At 72.1% G+C, this 19,036-nt stretch carries 16 protein-coding genes; 3 read left to right on the top strand and 13 right to left on the bottom strand.

What is annotated here, in order from left to right; genetic code table 11:
• Positions 1–37: 37 nt before the first annotated feature.
• The 9 genes from ASF37_RS06580 to ASF37_RS06540 form a co-directional block, all read right to left on the bottom strand.
• A complete protein-coding gene (locus tag ASF37_RS06580; protein ID WP_056579581.1) occupies positions 38–2,143 on the bottom strand; it encodes an AAA family ATPase in 2,106 nt (701 codons plus the stop codon).
• 116 nt (positions 2,144–2,259) lie between these two features.
• Positions 2,260–3,006 (bottom strand): enoyl-CoA hydratase-related protein, encoded by a 747-nt coding sequence (locus ASF37_RS06575; protein WP_056579580.1) that lies wholly within the window; start codon positions 3,004–3,006, stop codon positions 2,260–2,262.
• A gap of 11 nt (positions 3,007–3,017) precedes the next feature.
• Positions 3,018–4,181 carry an acyl-CoA dehydrogenase family protein gene (locus tag ASF37_RS06570; protein ID WP_055962600.1) on the bottom strand — a complete coding sequence of 388 codons (1,164 nt, stop codon included), beginning with the start codon at positions 4,179–4,181 and terminating at the stop codon, positions 3,018–3,020.
• Positions 4,178–6,121 carry a biotin carboxylase N-terminal domain-containing protein gene (locus ASF37_RS06565; RefSeq protein ID WP_056579578.1) on the bottom strand — a complete coding sequence of 648 codons (1,944 nt, stop codon included), beginning with the start codon at positions 6,119–6,121 and terminating at the stop codon, positions 4,178–4,180. Before ASF37_RS06565 ends, ASF37_RS06570 begins: the two co-directional genes overlap by 4 nt.
• A gap of 29 nt (positions 6,122–6,150) precedes the next feature.
• Positions 6,151–7,686: an acyl-CoA carboxylase subunit beta gene (locus ASF37_RS06560; RefSeq protein ID WP_156368172.1), complete on the bottom strand. Its 1,536-nt coding sequence runs from the start codon at positions 7,684–7,686 to the stop codon at positions 6,151–6,153.
• A 64-nt stretch (positions 7,687–7,750) separates the two neighbouring features.
• A complete protein-coding gene (locus ASF37_RS06555; RefSeq protein ID WP_082506429.1) occupies positions 7,751–8,905 on the bottom strand; it encodes an acyl-CoA dehydrogenase family protein in 1,155 nt (384 codons plus the stop codon).
• Positions 8,902–10,668, bottom strand: a complete 1,767-nt coding sequence (locus tag ASF37_RS06550; RefSeq protein ID WP_056574010.1) for an acyclic terpene utilization AtuA family protein — start codon at positions 10,666–10,668, stop codon at positions 8,902–8,904. The genes ASF37_RS06555 and ASF37_RS06550 overlap by 4 nt, the downstream gene beginning before the upstream one ends.
• Positions 10,665–11,495 (bottom strand): TIGR03084 family metal-binding protein, encoded by an 831-nt coding sequence (locus ASF37_RS06545; RefSeq protein ID WP_056579576.1) that lies wholly within the window; start codon positions 11,493–11,495, stop codon positions 10,665–10,667. The genes ASF37_RS06550 and ASF37_RS06545 overlap by 4 nt, the downstream gene beginning before the upstream one ends.
• Position 11,496: 1 nt before the next feature.
• Positions 11,497–12,093 carry a TetR/AcrR family transcriptional regulator gene (locus ASF37_RS06540; RefSeq protein WP_235493072.1) on the bottom strand — a complete coding sequence of 199 codons (597 nt, stop codon included), beginning with the start codon at positions 12,091–12,093 and terminating at the stop codon, positions 11,497–11,499.
• Positions 12,094–12,259: 166 nt separating this feature from the next.
• On the opposite strand from ASF37_RS06540, the gene ASF37_RS06535 reads away from it, so the two are divergent.
• A complete protein-coding gene (locus ASF37_RS06535) occupies positions 12,260–14,074 on the top strand; it encodes a DUF3352 domain-containing protein (protein ID WP_056574015.1) in 1,815 nt (604 codons plus the stop codon).
• A gap of 52 nt (positions 14,075–14,126) precedes the next feature.
• Complete coding sequence (locus ASF37_RS06530; RefSeq protein WP_056556773.1) at positions 14,127–14,531, top strand: VOC family protein; 405 nt, start codon at positions 14,127–14,129, stop codon at positions 14,529–14,531.
• An 18-nt stretch (positions 14,532–14,549) separates the two neighbouring features.
• Here the strand turns inward: ASF37_RS06530 and ASF37_RS06525 are convergent, their stop codons facing one another.
• The 3 genes from ASF37_RS06525 to ASF37_RS06515 form a co-directional block, all read right to left on the bottom strand.
• Positions 14,550–14,927, bottom strand: coding sequence for a hypothetical protein (locus ASF37_RS06525; RefSeq protein ID WP_056579574.1), 378 nt, complete (start codon positions 14,925–14,927; stop codon positions 14,550–14,552).
• A gap of 39 nt (positions 14,928–14,966) precedes the next feature.
• Complete coding sequence (locus ASF37_RS06520) at positions 14,967–16,250, bottom strand: alpha/beta hydrolase (RefSeq protein ID WP_055962578.1); 1,284 nt, start codon at positions 16,248–16,250, stop codon at positions 14,967–14,969.
• Between the two features lie 106 nt (positions 16,251–16,356).
• Complete coding sequence (locus ASF37_RS06515) at positions 16,357–17,013, bottom strand: SIMPL domain-containing protein (RefSeq protein WP_055962575.1); 657 nt, start codon at positions 17,011–17,013, stop codon at positions 16,357–16,359.
• Positions 17,014–17,199: 186 nt separating this feature from the next.
• Here ASF37_RS06515 and ASF37_RS06510 point away from each other — a divergent pair, with 186 nt between their 5' ends.
• On the top strand, positions 17,200–18,519 hold the full coding sequence (locus ASF37_RS06510; protein ID WP_055962572.1) for an ATP-dependent 6-phosphofructokinase: 1,320 nt from the start codon (positions 17,200–17,202) through the stop codon (positions 18,517–18,519).
• 9 nt (positions 18,520–18,528) lie between these two features.
• Here ASF37_RS06510 and ASF37_RS06505 read toward each other — a convergent pair whose 3' ends face one another.
• Positions 18,529–18,969 (bottom strand): GNAT family N-acetyltransferase, encoded by a 441-nt coding sequence (locus ASF37_RS06505; protein ID WP_056579572.1) that lies wholly within the window; start codon positions 18,967–18,969, stop codon positions 18,529–18,531.
• Positions 18,970–19,036: the final 67 nt, after the last annotated feature.

Raw genomic sequence — 19,036 nt, 5'->3', positions numbered from 1 at the left:
GTCCGAACCGCCCCGGAAGTGTCCGAGACGGAGGGACTCAGGAGACGCGGGAGAGCCAGGTCTGCGTGGTGCCGACGGTGGTGAGCAGCTGGGTGGCGCGAGTCAGCACGACGTAGAAGGTGCGCCAGCCGGCCTCGGACTCGGCGACGATCGCGTCGGGCTCGACCACCACCACGGCGTCGAACTCCAGGCCCTTGGTGTCGAGCCCGTCGAGCACCCGCAGCCGGTCGTGTGCGGCGAGCTCGCCGGCGAGCCGCTCCCGCAGACGGGGCAGGTCGGCGCGGGCGGCCACGACCGCCACCGTGCCCTCGACCCGCTCGAGCATAGTGGCGACCTCCGCGGCGGTCGCGTCGAGCAGCACTGCGTCGGCCACCCACTCGTGACGCGGCGCCTCCCCCGTCTTGCGCACCGCCTCGGCGAGGTCGGCGCCGGGGATCGCGACCTGGGCCACGTCGGCCGCGAGCTCGTAGATCTCCGCGGAGTTGCGGTAGTTGGTCGACAGCCGGAACCGGTGCTCGGGCTTGCCCTCCAGCGCGGTGGACCGGGCGGCCGCGGCTTCCTCGGGGTGCGGCCACGACGACTGGGCGGGGTCGCCGACGATCGTCCAGCTGGCGTACCGACCGCGACGTCCGAGCATGCGCCACTGGAGGGGCGACAGGTCCTGGGCCTCGTCGACGAGCACGTGGGCGTACCCGTCGTCGTCGATGCTGGTGGTGGAGCGCAGCTCGTTCTCGACCTCGCGCTCACGTCGCTCGAAGCTCATCAGCTGGCGCGGGACGTCATGGTCGTCGTCGTCCTCCGGCGGGACCTCGCCCACGAGGTAGCGCAGCTCGTCGATGAGGGGCACGTCCTCGATGGCCGGCACACCCGCCTGCCACGACGCGACCATGGCGTCGAGCTCCTCGGCCGAGAAGGCGCCGTTGGCCAGCTCGCGCACCCGCCGGGGCAGGGTGCGCCACAGCTCGACGGCCTCGACCGGCGGCCACCAGGCCTCCACGAAGTCGACGTAGCGGTAGTCGGTCGTGAGCGTGTCGAGGAAGCCCTCCTCGCCCTTCTCGAGCGCCCGCTCGCCCTCGACCTGCTGCCACAGGGCGCGCGCCACGGCGGCCGGGGCCTTCGCGTACGCGCGGTTGCGCGGCAGGTTGGCCAGCAGCCCGCGCCGGATGTTCGCCAGCTTCTTCGCGTCGAGGACGAGCACGTCGTCCTTGTAGAAGTAGCGGAACGACGTGGGCTCGCCCGGCTGGGGCGACGTGGCGAGCCGGCGCAGCACCGGCAGCATGCGCGACGACCCCTTCGCGGCGGCGGCCTTGGGCTCGTCGTGCTGCAGCGCCCGCAGCCCGTCGACGACCTCGCCGAGCGAGCGCAGCGTGACGGCCGTCTCGCCGAGGCTCGGCAGCACCCGCTCGATGTAGTTCATGAACACCGACGAGGGCCCGACGACGAGCACGCCGCCGGACTCGAAGCGTCGCCGGTCGGTGTACAGCAGGTAGGCGGCGCGGTGCAACGCCACGACGGTCTTGCCGGTGCCCGGGCCGCCGCCGATGATCGTGGCGCCGCGGCTGGGCGCCCGGATGGCCTCGTCCTGCTCCTTCTGGATGGTCGCGACCACGGAGTGCATGGTGCTGTCGCGGGCGCGCGAGAGGCTGGCCAGCAGCGCGCCCTCGCCCACCACGACCATGTCGTCGGGGGCGTTGTCGCCGTCGAGCAGGTCGTCCTCGACCCCCACCACGGTCTTGCCCGAGCTGCGGAGCACCCGGCGACGCACGACGCCGGAGGGCTCCTGCGCGGTGGCCTGGTAGAACAGCGCCGCCGCAGGGGCGCGCCAGTCGATGAGCAGGATCTCGCGGTCTGCGTCGCGCACGCCGATGCGGCCGATGTAGCGCGCCTCCCCCTCGAGCAGGTCGAGCCGGCCGAACACGAGACCGTCGTGGGCGGCGTTGAGCGCCGTCAGCCGGCGCGTGGCCTGGAAGACCATCGCGTCACGCTCGACGAGGCCGCCCTCGTTGCCGACGTGGCCCCGCGCGAAGCCCTCGGTGACGAGCGACTGGGCCACCTTCGTCGACTCGTCGAGTCGGCCGTAGACGACGTCGACGTACGCCTGCTCCGCCGCGATCTCGGCGGCGGCCTGCTGCTCGGAGGACACGCTTTCCTCGGCTCTCGTGGGTCTTTCTGCGAACTCCCCATCCTAACGACCTGGGCGCCCAGGAATTCCCTCAGCCCGCAGGTGTTGGCCGAAACGTCATCCGCCCCGGCGCACGCTCAGCGCTTGCGCTGCAGGAAGGCGGTCATCGCCTCGCGGGCCTCGTCGCTGCCGAACAGGCGCGCGGACTGCGCGGCCGCGTCGGCACCGAGCGCGTCGATGCGGGCCACGAGGTCGTGGTTCAGCAGTCGCTTGGTCTCGCGCAGCCCCTGCGGATAGCCCTGCACCAGGTCGGCCAGGACCGACCCGACCGCACCGGCGAGGTCGGCGTCGGGCACGGCCCGGGTGACCAGGCCGGCGGCCTGCGCCTCCTGGGCGCCGAAGGTGCGACCGGTGAGGAACAGCTCGGCCGCGGCCCGGTCGGAGAAGCGCTCGAGCAGCGTGAGCGAGATGACCGCGGGCGCCAGCGCCAGCCGGACCTCCGTGAGGGCGAAGGTGACCGACTCCGCCGCGACGACCACGTCGGCTGCTCCCACGATGCCGAGGCCCCCGGCCCGCACCGGGCCGGCCAGCTCGACCACGACCGGCGTCCCGGCGGTCGCGATCTGGCGCTGCAGGGCGACGATGGCCCGCGCGCCCTCCTCCATGCCGCCGCTCGCGGCCTCCGAGAGGTCGGCCCCCGAGCAGAACACACGGTGCGCGGACCGGACCCGGATCGCCCGGACCGCCGCATCGGCGTCGGCGCGCTCGAGCCGGTCGGCCAGCTCCGTGACCAGCTGCCGGCTGAGCGCGTTGCGGTTGTGCTCGCTGTCGAGCGTGACCGTGGCGACCGCGTCGGCCACCTCCAGGTGCACCAGCTCTGCCATGACCGCTCCTCTCAGTAGGACTTGGGCAGGCCCAGGGAGAACTGGGCCACGAAGTTGAGCGCCATCTCCTTGGACACGGGGGCGATGTTGCTGAGCCGCGACGAGGCGACGGCCTGCACGAGGCCGTACTCGAGCGCCAGGCCGTTGCCTCCGTGCGTCTGGATGGCCTGGTCGACGGCCTTCGCCGCGGCCTCGCCGGCGGCCACCTTCGCCATGTTGGCGGCCTCCCCGGCACCCATCAGGTCGCCGGCGGCGTAGAGCGCGGCAGCCTTCTGGGTGAGCAGACGCGCCATCTCGACGTCGATGTGCAGGCGGGCGAGCGGGTGGCTGATGGCCTGGTGGGCGCCGATCGGCTTGCCCCACACCTCGCGCTCCTTGGCGTAGGCCACGGCCTTGCGGATCGCCCAGCGGGCCGTGCCGGTGGCCATCGACGCCGCCATGATCCGCTCGGGGTTGAGACCCGCGAAGAGCTGCTCCAGACCGGCGTCCTCGTCGCCGACCAAGGCATCGGCGGGCACGCGCACGTCGTCGAAGAACAGCGTGAACTGCTTCTCCGGGCTCACGACGCCCATCTCGATCTGCTGCTTCGTGAAGCCCTCGGCGTCCGTGGGCACCATGAACAGCGCGGGCTTGAGCTTGCCGGTGCGGGCGTCGGAGTAGCGCGCGACGACCAGCAGGTGGCTGGCCTCGTCGACGCCGGAGATGTAGGTCTTGGTGCCGTTGAGCACCCACGTGCCGTCGTCGTCCTTCCGGGCGTTCGTGACGATGTTGTGGGAGTTGGAGCCGGCGTCGGGCTCGGTGATGGAGAAGGCGTAGGTGGCGGTGCCGTCGGCCAGGCCGGGCAGCCAGCGCTCCTTCTGCTCCTGCGTGCCGTACTGCGCGATGGTCGTGCCGACGATCGCCGGGCTGACCACCATGAGCAGCAGCGGGCAGCCGGCCGTGGCCAGCTCCTCGCACACGGCCGCGAGGTCGCCGATGTCGCCGCCACCACCGCCGAACTCCTCGGGGATCGAGACGCCAAGGTAGCCGTTCCGGCCGGCCTCGGCCCACAGCTCGGTGGTCTTGCGTCCCTCCGCCGCGGTCTCGTGGAAGTACTTCTCGCCGTACTTGGCGCCCAGGGACGCGACGGCCTTGCGCAGCTCCTGGCGCTCCTGGGTCTCGGTGAACTGGCTCATGGGAGTTTCCCTTCGATGGTTTCGATGACGGCGAGGACCGCACCGGACTCGACCTGCTGGCCGGCCGTGACGGCGAGCTCGGTCACCACGCCGTCGACGGGCGCGGTGATGGTGTGCTGCATCTTCATGGCCTCGAGGACGACCACGACGTCGCCCTTCGTGACCTGCTGGCCGGCCTCGACGCCGACCTGCACGACGCTGGCCGGCATGGGAGCGAGGAGCGAGCCCTCGGCGACGACGTCGGCCGGGTCGACGAACGTGGGCACGACGTCGAACGACAGCGACCCGGCGGGCCCGTCCACGTCGACGGTCTCGTCGGCCACGGTCACGCGGTACGTCTCGGTGACGCCGTCGACCAGGAGCACCGCGTGCGACGGGGAGGCCTCGACCACGTCGGCCAGGTCGCTCTCGAGCCGCCCGCCCTCGGCGCGGTACTCGACGACGATCTCCTCGTCGCCGACGCGGAGCCGTCGCGTGCGGGGCTGGCTGGGCACGTTGCGGAACGCGGTGGGAATGCGGCCCAGCACGGGTGAGGACGTCGACGCGGTGCGGGCCTGCGCGAGCGCGGCCGCGAGGGCTGCTCGCTGCACCGCGGCGTCGTCGAGGAGGGGCTTCGTCCAGTCGGCGATCCGCTCGGCGAGCAGGGCGGTGTGCACCCGGCCGGCGACGAACTCCTCGTCGGCCAGGACGCCGCGCAGCAGACCCACGTTGGTGGTGAGCCCGTGCACGCGCGTGCGGCGCAGGGCGTCGTCGAGACGTCGGACCGCCTGGGTACGGTCGTCGGCGTAGGCGACCACCTTGGCGATCATCGCGTCGTAGAAGTGCGTGACGACCGAGCCGGACTCCACCGCCGAGTCCGTGCGCAGACCCGGCCCGCTGGGCACCTCGAAGGTGCGCAGGGTGCCGGTCTGGGGAGCCCAGTCGTCGCCGGCGTCCTCGGCGTAGAGGCGCACCTCGATCGCGTGGCCGGTGGGTCCGGTCGGCTCGTCGGTCGGCAGCGCGTGACCCTCGGCGACCGACAGCTGCAGCGCGACGAGGTCGATGCCGAACACCTCCTCGGTGACGGGGTGCTCGACCTGCAGGCGGGTGTTCATCTCCAGGAAGAAGACGCGTCCGTCGTCGGCGTGACCGTCGGACACGAGGAACTCCACGGTGCCGGCGCCGACGTAGCCCACCGCCTCGGCGGCGTTGCGCGCCGCGGTGTGCAGGGTGCGGCGGACGGCGTCGCTGAGGTTCGGCGCGGGCGCCTCCTCCACGACCTTCTGGTGCCGACGCTGGATCGAGCAGTCGCGGTCGCCGAGGATCCAGGTGGTGCCGTGCGTGTCGGCCAGCACCTGCACCTCCACGTGGCGCGCCGTCGGCAGGTACGGCTCGACGAACACGGTGTCGTCGCCGAATGCCGACGCCGCCTCGGCCGCGGCGGCCGTCAGCTCGCCCTCGAGGTCCTCGGCGCGCTCGACCACGCGCATGCCGCGTCCACCACCACCGGCCGACGCCTTCACCAGCAGCGGGAAGTCGCCGGGCTGGGCGGTCTCGGGCTCGATGCTGAGGATCGGCACGCCCGCCTCGGCCATGATCTCCTTGGCGCGGATCTTGCTGCCCATCGCGTCGATGGACTCCGGCGTGGGGCCGATCCAGACCAGGCCGGCCTCGGCGACGGCGCGCGCGAAGTCGGCGTTCTCGGACAGGAAGCCGTAGCCGGGGTGGATCGCGTCGGCGCCGGCCCGACGCGCGGCGTCGATCACGAGGTCGGCGCGCAGGTACGTTTCCGTCGGGCTGTTGCCCACCAGGTGCACCGCCACGTCGGCCTCGGCCACGAACGGCGCGGAGGCGTCGGCGTCGGAGTGCACGGCGACGGTGCGGATGCCGAGGTCACGGCAGGTGCGGAACACCCGGCGCGCGATCTCCCCTCGGTTGGCCACCAGGACGGAACGGATCATGGAAGGACTCCTGTGCTGCTCGCTCGTGCTCAAAGCCTGAACACCCCGTAGCCGCGGGCGCCCTCGACGGGTGCGGTGTGGATCGCGGAGAGGCAGATGCCGAGGATCGCGCGGGTGTCGCGGGGGTCGATCACGCCGTCGTCGTAGCCCATGCCCGACGTGAAGTAGGCGAGGGACTGCTCCTCGATCTGCTGCTCGACGTAGTCCTTGACGCCCTGGAACCCCTCGGCGTCGAACACCTGGCCCTTGGACTCGGCCGACTGGCGCGCCACGATCTCCATGACGCCGGCCAGCTGCGCCGGACCCATGACGGCCGACTTGGCACCGACCCAGCTGAACATGAACCGCGGGTCGTAGGCGCGGCCGCTCATGCCGTAGTGGCCGGCGCCGTACGAGGCGCCCATGACGACCGACAGGTGCGGAACCTTGGAGTTGGAGACGGCGTTGATCATCTGGGCGCCGTGCTTGATGATGCCGCCCTGCTCGTACTCCGCGCCCACCATGTACCCGGTGGTGTTGTGCAGGAAGAGCAGCGGCGTGTCGGTCTGGTTCGCCAGCTGGATGAACTGCGCGGCCTTCTGCGCCTCGGCGCTGAAGAGCACGCCCTGGGCGTTGGCCAGGATGCCGATCGGGTAGCCGTGCAGCTGTGCGTACCCGGTGACCAGGCTCGAGCCGTACAGCGGCTTGAACTCGTCGAACTCGCTTCCGTCGACGAGCCGGGCGATGACCTCGCGCGGGTCGAACGGGACCTTGAGGTCGGTCGGCACGATGCCCAGCAGCTCCTCGGCGTCGAGCACTGGCTCGACGTAGTCGGCGCGGGGGGCCGAGCCCTTCTTGCGCCAGTTGAGCCGCCGCACGATCTGGCGGCCGAGGCGGATCGCGTCGTGCTCGTCGACGGCCAGGTAGTCGGCCAGCCCCGACGTCTTCGCGTGCATCGAGGCGCCGCCGAGCGACTCGTCGTCGGACTCCTCGCCCGTGGCCATCTTCACCAGCGGCGGACCGCCGAGGAACACCTTCGCTCCACCGTCGACCATGACCACGTAGTCGCTCATGCCGGGGATGTAGGCGCCACCGGCGGTCGAGTTGCCGAACACGAGGGCCACGGTGGGCCGCCGGTCCTCGCTGGCGCGGGTGATGTTGCGGAAGCTCGCGCCACCGGGGATGAAGATGTCCTTCTGCGTCGGCAGGTCGGCGCCACCGGACTCGACCAGGTTGATCGTCGGGAGGCCGTTCTCCTCGGCGACCTGCGCCGCGCGGAACCCCTTCTTGACGGTGACCGGGTTCGACGAACCGCCCTTCACGGTCGGGTCGTTGGCGACGATCATGCACTCGACGCCCTCGACGACGCCGATGCCGGTGACGATCGAGCCGCCGACGGTGAAGTCGGTGCCCCAGCCGGCGAGAGCGCCCAGCTCGAGGAACGGGGTGTCGGCGTCGAGCAGCAGCTCGATCCGCTCGCGGGCGGTGAGCTTGCCGCGGGTGTGGTGGCGCTCGACGTACTTCTCGCCGCCACCGGCGAGCGCCTTGGCGTGCTGCTCGCCCAGGTCGGCGACACGCTCCAGCATCTGGGCGCGGTTGTCGGCGAACGTCGCCGTCGTCGGGTCGATCGTGGTCTTCACAGCAGGCCTCTCAGTAGCCCAGGAGCTTCGCGGACAGGTCCTTCATGACCTCGGTGGCGCCGCCGCCGATGCCGAGGATGCGGGCGTCGCGGTAGTGGCGGTCGATCTCGGACTCACGCATGTAGCCCATGCCGCCGAAGATCTGCACGGCCTCGTGCACCACGTGCTCGACGGCGGCCACCGAGACGTTCTTGGCGGTGACGGCGTCGAGGATGAGCGACGGGTCGGTCTTCGGCGTCTCGAGCGAGCGCTCGAGCGCCTGCCGGGTGAGGGCGCGTGCGGCGGCGGTGCGGGCGTGCATCTCGACCAGCTTGTGGCGGATCACCTGCCGGGCGATGAGCGGCTTGCCGAACGTGTCGCGCTCGCGGGCGTAGGCGACGGCGAGGTCCAGCGCGCGCTGCGCGGTGCCGTACGCCTGCACGGCCAGACCGAGCCGCTCGCCCACGAACTGCTGCATGACGAGGTAGAAGCCGCCGTTCTCCTCGCCGACCAGGTTCTCGACGGGGACGCGCACGTCCTCGAAGGCCAGCTCGGCGGTGTCGGAGCAGTGCCAGCCCATCTTCCGCAGGCTCTTGCTCACGGTGAAGCCGGGCGTGTCCTTGTCGATGACGAGCAGCGAGATCCCGGCGTGCCCCTCACCACCGGTGCGGACCGCGGTGGTGACGAAGTCGGCCCGGACGCCCGACGTGATGAACGTCTTGGCGCCGTTGACGACGTAGTGGTCGCCGTCGCGCACGGCGCGCGTGCGGATGTTCGCGACGTCGGACCCGCCGCTCGGCTCGGTCACCCCGAGCGAGCCGATCTTCTCGCCGGCCAGCGTGGGCCGGACGTAGGCGTCGATCAGCGCCGGGTCACCGGCGTCGATGATGTGCGGCACCGCGATGGAGTGGGTGAACAGGCTGGCCTGCAGACCGGTCGAGCCGCCCGCGGCCAGCATGGCCTCGGTGACGACGCACGCGTCGAGCGAGTCGCCGCCCGCGCCACCGACCTCCTCGGCGTAGCCGACCGCGAGGAACCCGGCCTTCGCGGTGGCGGCGTGCAGCTCGCGCGGGAGCTGCCCGTCGTCCTCCCACTGGGGCAGGTGCGGCACGATCTCGCGCCGGGTGAACTGCTCGACGGCCGTGCGCAGCGCCTGGCGCTCGGGGGTCGTCCACAGGTCCGTCATGGTCGGGCTCCTTCGAGGAGGGTCAGGGGGACGGCGGTCACGCGGGCGCGCAGCCACTCGCCGAGGGCCTTCGCCTGGGGGTCGAGCCGGGTCGACGACGACACGCCCTCCCCCAGCAACCCGTGGATCACGATGTTCACGCCGCCGAGGTTGGGCAGCGGGTGCACGTCGACGTCGAGGTCGGCGGCCTCGGGCAGCATCGCCTGGACCCAACCGGGGTTCACGACGCCGAGCAGCCACGCCACGGCGTCGTCACGTCGGGGGTGCTCCGCGGGGACCCACAGCCCGACGTTCGCGTCGCCACCCTTGTCACCCGAGCGCGCGTGCACGAGCTCGCCGAGCGGGACGGCGCGGGTGTCGCCGAGGTCGGGCGCCGGAGCGGGTCGGGTGGACGAGCCCTGCTCGGGATCGGCCGTGCCGGTCGGCGGGGCGATCTCCTCACGCGTCCCGTCCGGGTGCACGACCACGTGGGGCACCTCGGACTGCGGCACGTAGGCCGGGCGGTAGACGCCGAAGGGCGCGCCGCGGCCGGGCGGGGCGGTCAGGGTGAAGCCGGGGTACGACGCCAGGGCCACGTTCACGAACGCGTCGCTGAACGTGCGACCCACCGGCTCGGGCCGGGTGCTCTTGGCCACGCAGCGCAGCAACGAGGTGGCCGCGGCCTGGGTGGGCGGGTCGAACACGTCGGTGCGGTCGAGCGTCCACACCAGCGCGTCGGGCGGGTCGGACTGCAGCGCGTCGGTGACCTGGCGGCGCACCCAGGCGGCCTTCGCCTCGATGTCGAGCCCGGTGAGCAGCAGCTCCACGCTGTTGCGGAAGCCACCGATCAGGTTGAGGCAGACCTTGGTGGTGGCCGGCGGGGGCGTGCCGCGCACGCCCGCGATGCGCACGCGGTCGGGGCCGTCCTGCGTCAGCTCGACGGTGTCGAGGTGCGCGACGACGTCGGGGTTGAGGTACGCCGGGCCCTGGATCTCGTAGACCAGCTGGGCGGTGACGGTGTCGACGGTGACCGCACCACCGACCTCGCGCCCCTCGACCCCCCGCCCCTCGACGCCGGCGTGCTTGGTGACGACGCTGCTGCCGTCGGCGGCGACCTCGGCGATCGGGAACCCCAGCGGCGCGGACGTGTCGAGGCTGCGGAACCCGCTGAAGTTGCCACCCGTGGCCTGCGTGCCGCACTCGATGACGTGACCCGCCACGAGCGCGCCCGCGAGGGCGTCGAGGTCGTCGCGGCCCCACCCGTGGGCGTGGATCGCCGGGCCCATCACCACCGAGGCGTCGGTGACGCGACCGGTGACCACGACGTCGGCACCGGCCTCGAGCGCGGCGGCGATGCCGAACGCACCGAGGTAGGCGTTGACGGTGAGCGCGTCACCGGGCAGGTCCAGCTCGGCCGCGCGGGCCTTGAGGTCATCGCCCTCCACGTGGGCCACGTGCACGTCGAGCCCCTGGGCCGTCGCGATCTCGCGGATCCGCTCGGCGAGCCCCGCCGGGTTGAGCCCGCCGGCGTTCGTGACGACCTTGACGCCCTTCTCGAGCGCGAGCGCGAGACCGTCCTCGAGCTGGCGCACGAAGGTCTTGGCGTACCCGGTGGACGGGTCCTTCATCTGGTCCTTGCCGAGGATCAGCATCGTCAGCTCGGCCAGGTAGTCGCCGGTGAGGTAGTCCAGGTCGCCTCCCTCGAGCATCTCGCGGAAGGCGGACAGCCGGTCGCCGTAGTAGCCGGAGCAGTTGCCGATCCGGGCCGGCCGGTCGAGGGTCATGCGTCCCCGCCGTCGGTGCCCCGCTCGGCCAGGGGTCGGGGGTCGTTGCCGGGCAGCCCGGCGAACGCCTGCACGATGTCGAGCCAGTGGTTGGCGTCCGCGCCCTCGGCACGCACGTCCACGTCGTCACGGTGCCGACGACGGGTGGCGAGCAGCGCGAAGTCCCACGCGTCGCCGGTCACCCGCTGCTCGGCGTCCTCGGGACCCCAGGTCCACGTGTCGCCGCCGGGCGCGACCAGCTCCACCCGCACGTCCGACGTCGGCAGCTCCTCGCCCCGCATCAGGTGGGCGAAGCCGCGGGTGCGCACGCCGATGTGGCACACGTGACGCACGCGGTCGGTGCGCGGGACGTCGACGCCGAGCGCCTCGGCCACGTCGTGCGCGTGGGCCCACGTCTCCATCACGCGAGCCGTGGCCATCGACGTGGGGCTCATGGGCGGGCCGAACCACGGCACCTTCTCGCCGGCGGGCACGGCGCGCAGTGCCTCGGCCAGACGGCGCCGACCGTCGCGCCACTCGTCGATCAGCGTCGGGACGGGCTTGGCGGCCCAGCTGTTCGCGCCGTCGTCGACGAAGCCGCTGGGGTTCTCGGCCGCAGCCTTCATCCCCGCACCGAAGGCCTCGGGGTCGGTGAGGGCCGCGAGCGAGGCCTGGTCCGTCCAGGCCAGGTGTCCCACCTGGTGCGCCACCGTCCATCCCTCGGGCGTGGTGACGGCGCCCCACTCCTGGACCGGCAGGTCGGCGACCCAGCCGTCGAGCTGGTCGCTCTCGGCCGCGAGGTCGGTCAGGACGGCGGCGAGCCGGTCGTCGGGTTCGGTCGGCGGCATGTCAGCGCTCCAGTCCGGCGTCGAGGGTGACGGCCCAGGCGTCGAGCACGGCGGCTCGACGTCGGCTGTCGTCGGTGAGGGTCCCGGCGAGGCCGAGGCCGCGCAGCAGGTCGAGCGTGGCCTGGACGAGGGCCCGGTTGCTGCCGCGGTCCTCGTCGACGCCGAGCAGGTCGACGGCGTAGGCGTGGGTCTCGCGGCCGACGCGGCGCTCCAGCGGGCCGACGGCTCCGCGCAGCTCGGCGTCGGTGCGGGCGGCCACCCACAGCTCGAGTGCGGCGAAGAACACCGGCGACGTGAACTGCTCGGCCAGCACGTCGAGCACGGCCCGGGTGCGGCCGACGTCGGGCAGGGCACGCACCGCGTCGGCCATGGCATGCCGGCGGCGCTCGGTCAGGTGCTCCACGGCGCCGACCACGAGGGCCTGCTTGCTCGGGAAGTGGTGCAGCTGCGCACCCCGGCTCACCCCGGCGCGCTGGGAGACGACCGTCGTCGAGGTGCCGGCCCAGCCGAGCTCCACGAGCGAGTCGACCGTGGCCTCCATGAGCCGAAGCCGCATGGCGGCGGTCCGCTCGGCCTGCGGGGTGCGGGTCGTGGTCACCAGGACATCCTGCGCCGCACCACAACAAACAGTCAAGTCTGTTTGTTAGTTCCTCGGGTGTGACGCAGTCCTGGGACGCACGCCCAGGAACAGGTCCAAGGGCCCAGGACCCGGGCGGCGCGCCGTCGATAGCCTTCGACGGCACACATCCCCCTGGAGGACCCCCATGAGCGACGACACCCCCACCAGCCCCCAGCCCACGGCGCAGCCCACACCGCCTGGGGACGGTGCCGCCGACGCCACCGTCGTGCAGCCCGCGGCGACCGGGACCGAGGGCGCGGCAGCCGGGTCCGGCGGCGCCGGCAAGAAGATCGGGTTCGGCATCGCCGGTGCCCTGGCCGTGGCCGCGATCGGTGGCGGCGCCTACGCCTTCACGCAGCTCTCCGGCGGCGGCACCCAGCCCCACGACGTGCTGCCCGCCGACACCGTCGCCTACGTGCGGCTCGACCTCGACCCGTCCGCCAGCCAGAAGGTGGACCTCTTCCGCCTGGCCAAGCGCGTGCCGGACCTGTCGAAGGAGCTGGGCATCGAGGACGAGGACGACGACCTGCGCAAGCTGGTGCTCGAGGACGCGCTCGGCGACTGCAAGGACGTCGACTACGACCGCGACGTCGAGCCGTGGCTCGGTGAGCGCATCGGCCTCGGCATCGGCTCCAACTTCGAGGACGAGGAGGAGGTCATCCGCATCGCCGTGCAGGTCAGCGACGAGGACGCTGCGAAGAAGGGCATCGCCAAGCTCTTCGCGTGCAACGACGAGGATTACGGCATCGGCTTCCTCGACGGCTACGCGATCGTCACGCCCTCCCAGAAGAGCGCCACCGCCGCCGTGAAGGCCGCGGAGAAGAAGCCGCTCGCCGACGTCGAGCAGTTCACCGCCGCGCAGGACGCGCTCGACGAACAGGGCGTGATGTCCGGCTGGGTCGACGTGAAGAGTGGTGTCGAGGCCGCGAAGACGGCGGGCATCGACGAGGAGCTCGGCGGCGACGCGGCCGAGCTCGACCAGATCACCGACGAGGTGAGCAGCGTGGCGTTCGCGCTGAGCGCGTCGTCCACCTCGCTGCACTTCGACGCCGTCGCCCGACAGGGCGACGAGCCGAGCGAGGTCCCCGAGATCCGCGGTCTGGGCGCCCTGCCCGAGGACACCGTGGTGGGTCTGACCGTCCCCGGCGGCGGCAAGGCCGTGGAGGAGAACTGGGACGAGCTGAAGTCGGGCGTGCAGGACCTGCTCGAGCTCGGCCCGGCGCTCGGCTTCGTGCCCGGCCTGTCCGGCGGTGCCGCCGCCGGACCGGTCGGACCGCCGGTGGAGTTCGACGCGGACGCCTATGCGGCCGACCCCGAGGGCTACCAGCAGGAGTACCTCGACCAGCTCGAGCAGCAGTCGTCCGGCGGCGGCCTCGGCGGCTCGCAGGCCCCCGACGTCGAGGACACGCTGGCCGAGATCGAGCAGACGCTCGACGTGACGCTGCCCGAGGACCTCGTGACGCTGCTCGGTGACGCGTTCACCGTGTACGTCGGCTCCGAGGGTCTGGAGACCCTCGCGAGCGCCCAGGGTCCGTCCGACCCGTCGGAGGTGAGCACCGGGCTGGTCATGGAGGGCGACGAGGCGAAGGCCTCCGACCTGGCCGGGCGCCTCGTGGCGACCGTCCAGAAGCTGGCCGGCGTCGAGATCGCCACGGCCGACGGGGACGACGCAGTCTCGCTGGCCACGTCGCCCGAGGTCGCCGAGTCGCTCGTGAAGGACGGTGGCCTCGGCGGCTCCGACCGGTTCTCCTCGGTCATCGACGAGGACGCGAAGGGCGGCGGCCTGTTCGTCGACGTGAGCACCATCCTCGACACCGTCGAGAACGCCGAGCCCGACCTGGCCGAGGACGAGGTGTTCACGGGCCTGCGCAACATCGAGGCGGTCGGCATCAGCGGCACGCGCCCCGACGACGGGTACCGCGGCTTCTCGCTCGCCGTCGCGTTCACCGAGAAGAAGTAGCACCGGCACGCACGGGCTGGACAGGAGACGGGGGTGCGGCGAGGCTGACGACATGACGTCGTTCGTCTCCCACACCTCCGTCGACTGCGCCGACGCCTATGCGCTCAGCGAGTTCTGGAAGCAGGTCCTCGGCTACGTCGACGTCGAGGGCGACCCCAACGAGCCCGGCCACGAGGAGTGCATGATCCTCGACCCGGGATCAGGCCACCACCTGCTGTTCATCGAGGTGCCCGAGGCCAAGGCCGTGAAGAACCGGATCCACCTCGACCTGCGACCCCGGTCGGGGACGCAGGCCGACGAGGTCGCCCGGCTGGTCTCGATCGGCGCGACCCAGGTCGCCGACCTGCGGGGCAAGTACGGCCCCGGGACGGGCTGGGTGGTGCTGGCCGACCCGGAGGGCAACGAGTTCTGCATCCTGCGCTCGGAGGCGGAGAATGCCGCGCGCGACGAGGACTGAGCTTCCTCGGCGCGTGTCCTAGGTGCCGGGTCGGTCCTTCAGCACGGTCACGCGGTGCAGGAGCGGGGTCCAGCGCGGACGGTCCGCCGTGGTGAGGGCGAGACCCGCGCACACCACCACCGTCGCGGCCCACGCGCCGGTCAACGTCACCGTGACGGCCCCGTGCAGGTCACGCGGCAGCACGTTGATCGTCAGGACGACCAGCGCCACGACGACGAGCCCCGCCAGGGAGAGGTCGATCGCGCGGCCCACCGCGTCGGTCCACGACGCCTGCCGGCGGGTGCCGAGATAGGCCGCCACGGCCAGCAGCACCACGAGGCTCAGCAGGTCGATGCCCCGCGCCAGCGACACGAGCGGCAGCAGCATGATCGCCGCCTGCAGCCATCGGGGTCTCACGGCGCCATCGTCCCAGACGTGGTGCCCCACGACGACCCGTCAGCCGGCCTGGAAGAACCAGCGACGCCGACCCTCCCCCACGAGCTCACCCTCGATCACGTCGTCCTGCGGTGCCGACTGCTCCTCGACGACCTCGCCGGAGATGGACTCCTCGTGCTGCGGGTCGTCGTGCTGGGTCGGATCGGCCTCGTGCTCGGTGGTCGAGGCCTCCCCGACCGCACGCCGGGCGAAGTCGGCGGCGAGCCGCAGGGCCTGCCGGCTCTCCGGCAGGGTGTCCGCCAGGACCGGGAACGCGTGCACCTGGCCGCGCCACAGGTGCGTCTCGACCTCGACGCCGCGCTCGGCGAGCATGAGCGCCATGGCCTCCACCTCGGGCCGCAGCATCTCGTCCTCGACGGCCACGAAGAAGCTCGGCGAGCTGATGTGCTCGACGGCGTCGAGCGGCGACACCTCGCCCTCGATGACCGCGCCCTCGGGGACCCAACGCTTGCGGATGAGCGCCACGCGCCCGACCGGCAGGTAGGCGTCGCGCACGCGCGAGACCCGGGCGACGCCCTCCTTGTCGATGCGGTCGGGGTCGAGGCTCAGCAGCGGCGAGAAGGTGAGCAACGCCGCGGGAGCCGGCAGACCGCGGCGGTGGGCCAGCTCGGCGATCTTCATGGTCAGGTAGCCGCCGGCGGAGTCGCCCGCGACGACGATCTTGTCGGGGCGGTCGCTCATCTCCACGAGCGCCTCGTAGGCGGTGATGGCGTCGTTCACCGAGTCGGCCACCGACCCCTCGGGCAGCTGCACGTACTCGACGGAGATCACCGTGGCGCCGGTGTAGAGCGCGAGCCGCTCGCAGATCCGTCGGTGGGTCTCGATCCCACACGAGAAGAACCCGCCGCCGTGCAGGTAGAGCACGGTCATCTCGCTCTCGGGCCCGTAGCGGTGCGTCATGGACTCCACGTGCACGCCACCCAGCTCGAACGAGACCGGCTCCACGTAGCGCGAGCGCGGGCCGCGGGCCGACAGCCGGTCGAGGGAGCGCAGGGTGGTGAGGGTGCGGTCGTTGAGCGGTGCCAGCCGCAGGAGCGGCTTGAAGACGAGCCGTGCGGTGCGGCCCAGGAACCGGCTCTTGAGGCTGACCGACTCGTGCACCACGGCCTCGTCGTAGACCACGCGCATGGGACGGGAGCCGAGCGGAAGCACGTTCCTCGCTCGTTCGGCGACCGCCACGACCGGTGGCAGCGGACGGGTCCGGGTGGTCTCGTCAGCGGTCGACGACGAGCCGCCGGGCAGGAGCAGGTCGCGCAGGCGACGTGCCAACGAACGCAGGGACATGCCTCCACCGTACTCCCGGTATGGCTTCGGGGCCAGGAGCCCCGTCACACCCGGACGGGATGTTTGCGCAGGTCAGCGTAGGTGCACGCCGAGCCGAGCGGGGAGATCACTCCGCCTGGAAGCGGGCGTCGACCTCCACGCGGATCACGATGTCGGCCGGCACGAGGTCGAGGGTGGCACCGCCTGCGTCGGCCGAGGCCAAGGCGAAGGCACGGGGCTCGCCGTGCCCGGGATCACCGGGCCGGTCGAGCATGCCGGGGTCGGCCAGCTCGAGCGCGGTCACCCGGCCCCGTCTCACTGCGTCGGCGTAGGACTGGGCCTTGGTGACGGCGTCGTCGACCGCCGCCTTGCGCACCTCGGCCTCGTGGACCCGTCGGCTCTTGACCCCGAGGTCCCACTCGAGGCCCTGGACCTCGACCCCGGCCTGGCCCGACCAGTGGTCGACGAAGCCGCTGAGCCGCTCGAAGTCGACGAACTCGGCGAGCACCTGCACCTGGGCGCTGTGCACCAGGTCGTCGGAGCGACGGTCGTCGACCCACGGGTGCCGGCTGAACACCCGCACCTGGTCGCTCGACCACGTCCGCACGGCACCGAGGCTCACGAGCTCGGCGAGCTGGGAGCGCAACGGCTCCTGCAGCGCCACGGCGCGGTCGCGCACGTCCTGACGCTCGGCGCCCTCGACCACGACCTCGAGCCGCACGAGGGCGCGCTCGGCCGGGAATCGCCCCTCGGCGGAGCCTCGGACCGTGATTTGCACACCCATTCCCCCATCGTGCCGTTCTGGTGGTGCCTGCGCGTCCTTTCGCCGAGACCGGACGGCGGCCTTCTCCTTCGAAAGAGGCACGACCACTGGAACTCTGACGCAGGCCGCGTCGCACAAGGCGATCGGCCCGTCCTCACGGGGGCCGCGCTGGCGAACCCGAGGGTTCCCTCACCCTAGGATGGAGCCATGGTGACCCTCGCCGAGCTGCAGGTCCGAACCCTCGGCCCGACCACCGTTCCTTCTCCCCTCGCCCAGTACGTGGGTGGGCGCGCGACCAACGAGTACTACGTGGGCGAGGACGACCGGATCCTCTTCGACGACACCATCTCGCTGATCCAGCAACGCGGCCTCCCGCTCGAGGAGCTGCCCTCCTTCGAGACCGGCGGCCCCCGGGACAAGCTCTTCTTCGACCCCGCCACCGTGCGGGTCGGCATCGTCACCTGCGGTGGCCTGTGCCCAGGGCTCAACGACGTGATCCGGGCCCTCGTCATGGAGCTGCACGAGCACTACGGCGTCAACGACGTGATCGGCTTCCGCAACGGCTACGCCGGCCTCGTGCCCGAGAACCTGCTCGAGCCGGTGCAGCTCACCCCCGGGTTCGTCGCCAACATCCACGAGCGTGGGGGCACGGTGCTCGGCTCGTCGCGCGGCGCGCAGGACGTGAAGACCGTCGTCGACACGCTCCAGCTGCGCGACATCGACATCCTGTTCGTCATCGGGGGCGACGGCTCGATGCGCGGCGCCCACCGCATCGCCGAGGAGGCCCTCGCGCGCGGCGCGCAGATCGCGGTCGTCGGGGTCCCCAAGACGATCGACAACGACATCCCGCACATCGGCCAGAGCTTCGGCTTCCAGACCGCCTACTCGCGGGCCGCGCAGTCGATCAAGGCCGCCAAGATCGAGGCCGAGGCCTCGCTCAACGGCGTCGGCCTGGTGAAGGTGATGGGTCGCCACGCCGGCTTCATCGCGTGCTACTCGGCGCTCGCCGGCCACGACGCCGACTTCGTCCTCATCCCCGAGGTGCCGTTCGAGCTCGAGGGTGAGAACGGGCTGCTCGAGCACGTGCGACGCAAGGTGCAGGCCCAGGGGCACGCCGTGCTGGTGGTGGCCGAGGGTGCCGGCCAGGAGCACCTGCCCAGCCACGACGAGACCGACGCCTCGGGCAACGCCCGCCTGGCCGACATCGGTCGTCTGCTGCGCGAGCGGATCACCGACGACTTCTCCTCGCGGGGCGCCGAGGTGCTGTTCCGCTACTTCGACCCCGGCTACTTCATCCGCTCGGTCCCGGCCGAGCCGGCCGACTCCGTGTACTGCTCGCGCCTGGCGCAGACCGCCGTGCACGCGGCGATGGCCGGTCGCACCGACATGGTCGTCGGGCGACGTCGGCACCGGTTCGTGCACGTGCCCATCCCCTACGTGACGCACCGCCCCCACCACGTCTCGCCCGACGGCGACCTGTGGCTGAGCGTGCTCGAGTCCACCGCCCAGCCCTTCGACATGCGCTGAGTCGACGACTCAGTGCGGTGCGCGGCTGTAGCCGATCTCCGTGGGGAACGGCTCGAACTCGCAGGGCTGCGATCGGCCGTCGGGGCGCCAGCCGTGCCGCTCGTAGAAGCGGCGGGCTCGGGTGTTGGCCTCCAGGACCCAGAGCCGGTCCACCGACTCCGGCACCGACGCGAGCACCTCGGCGGCCAGGCCGGTGCCGCGGTGGCGGGCCACGACGCCGATGTGGCGCAGCGTGGTCGCGTCGTGCGCCAGGTAGCCCACCGCCACCTGGTCGACCACCACGAGCCATGCGCGCACGGCAGGGTCGGTGAGCACCTCGACCCAGCGGTCGCGCACTTCGGTCCACGGGTACGGGCCGTCGAACACGTGGGCCAGGGCGTCGATGTTCGCCGCCTGCTCGACCGAGGCCAGCAGACCCTCGTCGCCGGGGACGGCGGGGCGCAGCTCCATGCCCCGATCGTCGCACGGTCCGGATGGTGAGACCTCTTCTCATCCCTTGGAGGACCTGTCACCGTGG

The sequence above is a fragment of the Aeromicrobium sp. Leaf289 genome (genome assembly GCF_001423335.1).
Lineage (GTDB): Bacteria > Actinomycetota > Actinomycetes > Propionibacteriales > Nocardioidaceae > Aeromicrobium.
The sequence above is the reverse complement of the archived record's forward strand: the minus strand, read 5'-3'. Positions and strand labels throughout refer to the sequence as shown.

Excerpts from the sequence above, each read along its gene's own strand:
- ASF37_RS06575 (WP_056579580.1), bottom strand. The coding sequence starts at position 3,006 with ATGGCAGAGCTGGTGCACCTGGAGGTGGCCGACGCGGTCGCCACGGTC.
- ASF37_RS06550 (WP_056574010.1), bottom strand. The coding sequence starts at position 10,668 with ATGACCCTCGACCGGCCGGCCCGGATCGGCAACTGCTCCGGCTACTAC.
- ASF37_RS06505 (WP_056579572.1), bottom strand. The coding sequence starts at position 18,969 with ATGGAGCTGCGCCCCGCCGTCCCCGGCGACGAGGGTCTGCTGGCCTCG.
- ASF37_RS06515 (WP_055962575.1), bottom strand. The coding sequence starts at position 17,013 with ATGGGTGTGCAAATCACGGTCCGAGGCTCCGCCGAGGGGCGATTCCCG.
- ASF37_RS06535 (WP_056574015.1), top strand. The coding sequence starts at position 12,260 with ATGAGCGACGACACCCCCACCAGCCCCCAGCCCACGGCGCAGCCCACA.
- ASF37_RS06530 (WP_056556773.1), top strand. The coding sequence starts at position 14,127 with ATGACGTCGTTCGTCTCCCACACCTCCGTCGACTGCGCCGACGCCTAT.
- ASF37_RS06560 (WP_156368172.1), bottom strand. The coding sequence starts at position 7,686 with ATGCTGGAGCGTGTCGCCGACCTGGGCGAGCAGCACGCCAAGGCGCTC.
- ASF37_RS06520 (WP_055962578.1), bottom strand. The coding sequence starts at position 16,250 with ATGTCCCTGCGTTCGTTGGCACGTCGCCTGCGCGACCTGCTCCTGCCC.
- ASF37_RS06510 (WP_055962572.1), top strand. The coding sequence starts at position 17,200 with ATGGTGACCCTCGCCGAGCTGCAGGTCCGAACCCTCGGCCCGACCACC.
- ASF37_RS06545 (WP_056579576.1), bottom strand. The coding sequence starts at position 11,495 with ATGCCGCCGACCGAACCCGACGACCGGCTCGCCGCCGTCCTGACCGAC.
- ASF37_RS06570 (WP_055962600.1), bottom strand. The coding sequence starts at position 4,181 with ATGAGCCAGTTCACCGAGACCCAGGAGCGCCAGGAGCTGCGCAAGGCC.
- ASF37_RS06555 (WP_082506429.1), bottom strand. The coding sequence starts at position 8,905 with ATGACGGACCTGTGGACGACCCCCGAGCGCCAGGCGCTGCGCACGGCC.
- ASF37_RS06565 (WP_056579578.1), bottom strand. The coding sequence starts at position 6,121 with ATGATCCGTTCCGTCCTGGTGGCCAACCGAGGGGAGATCGCGCGCCGG.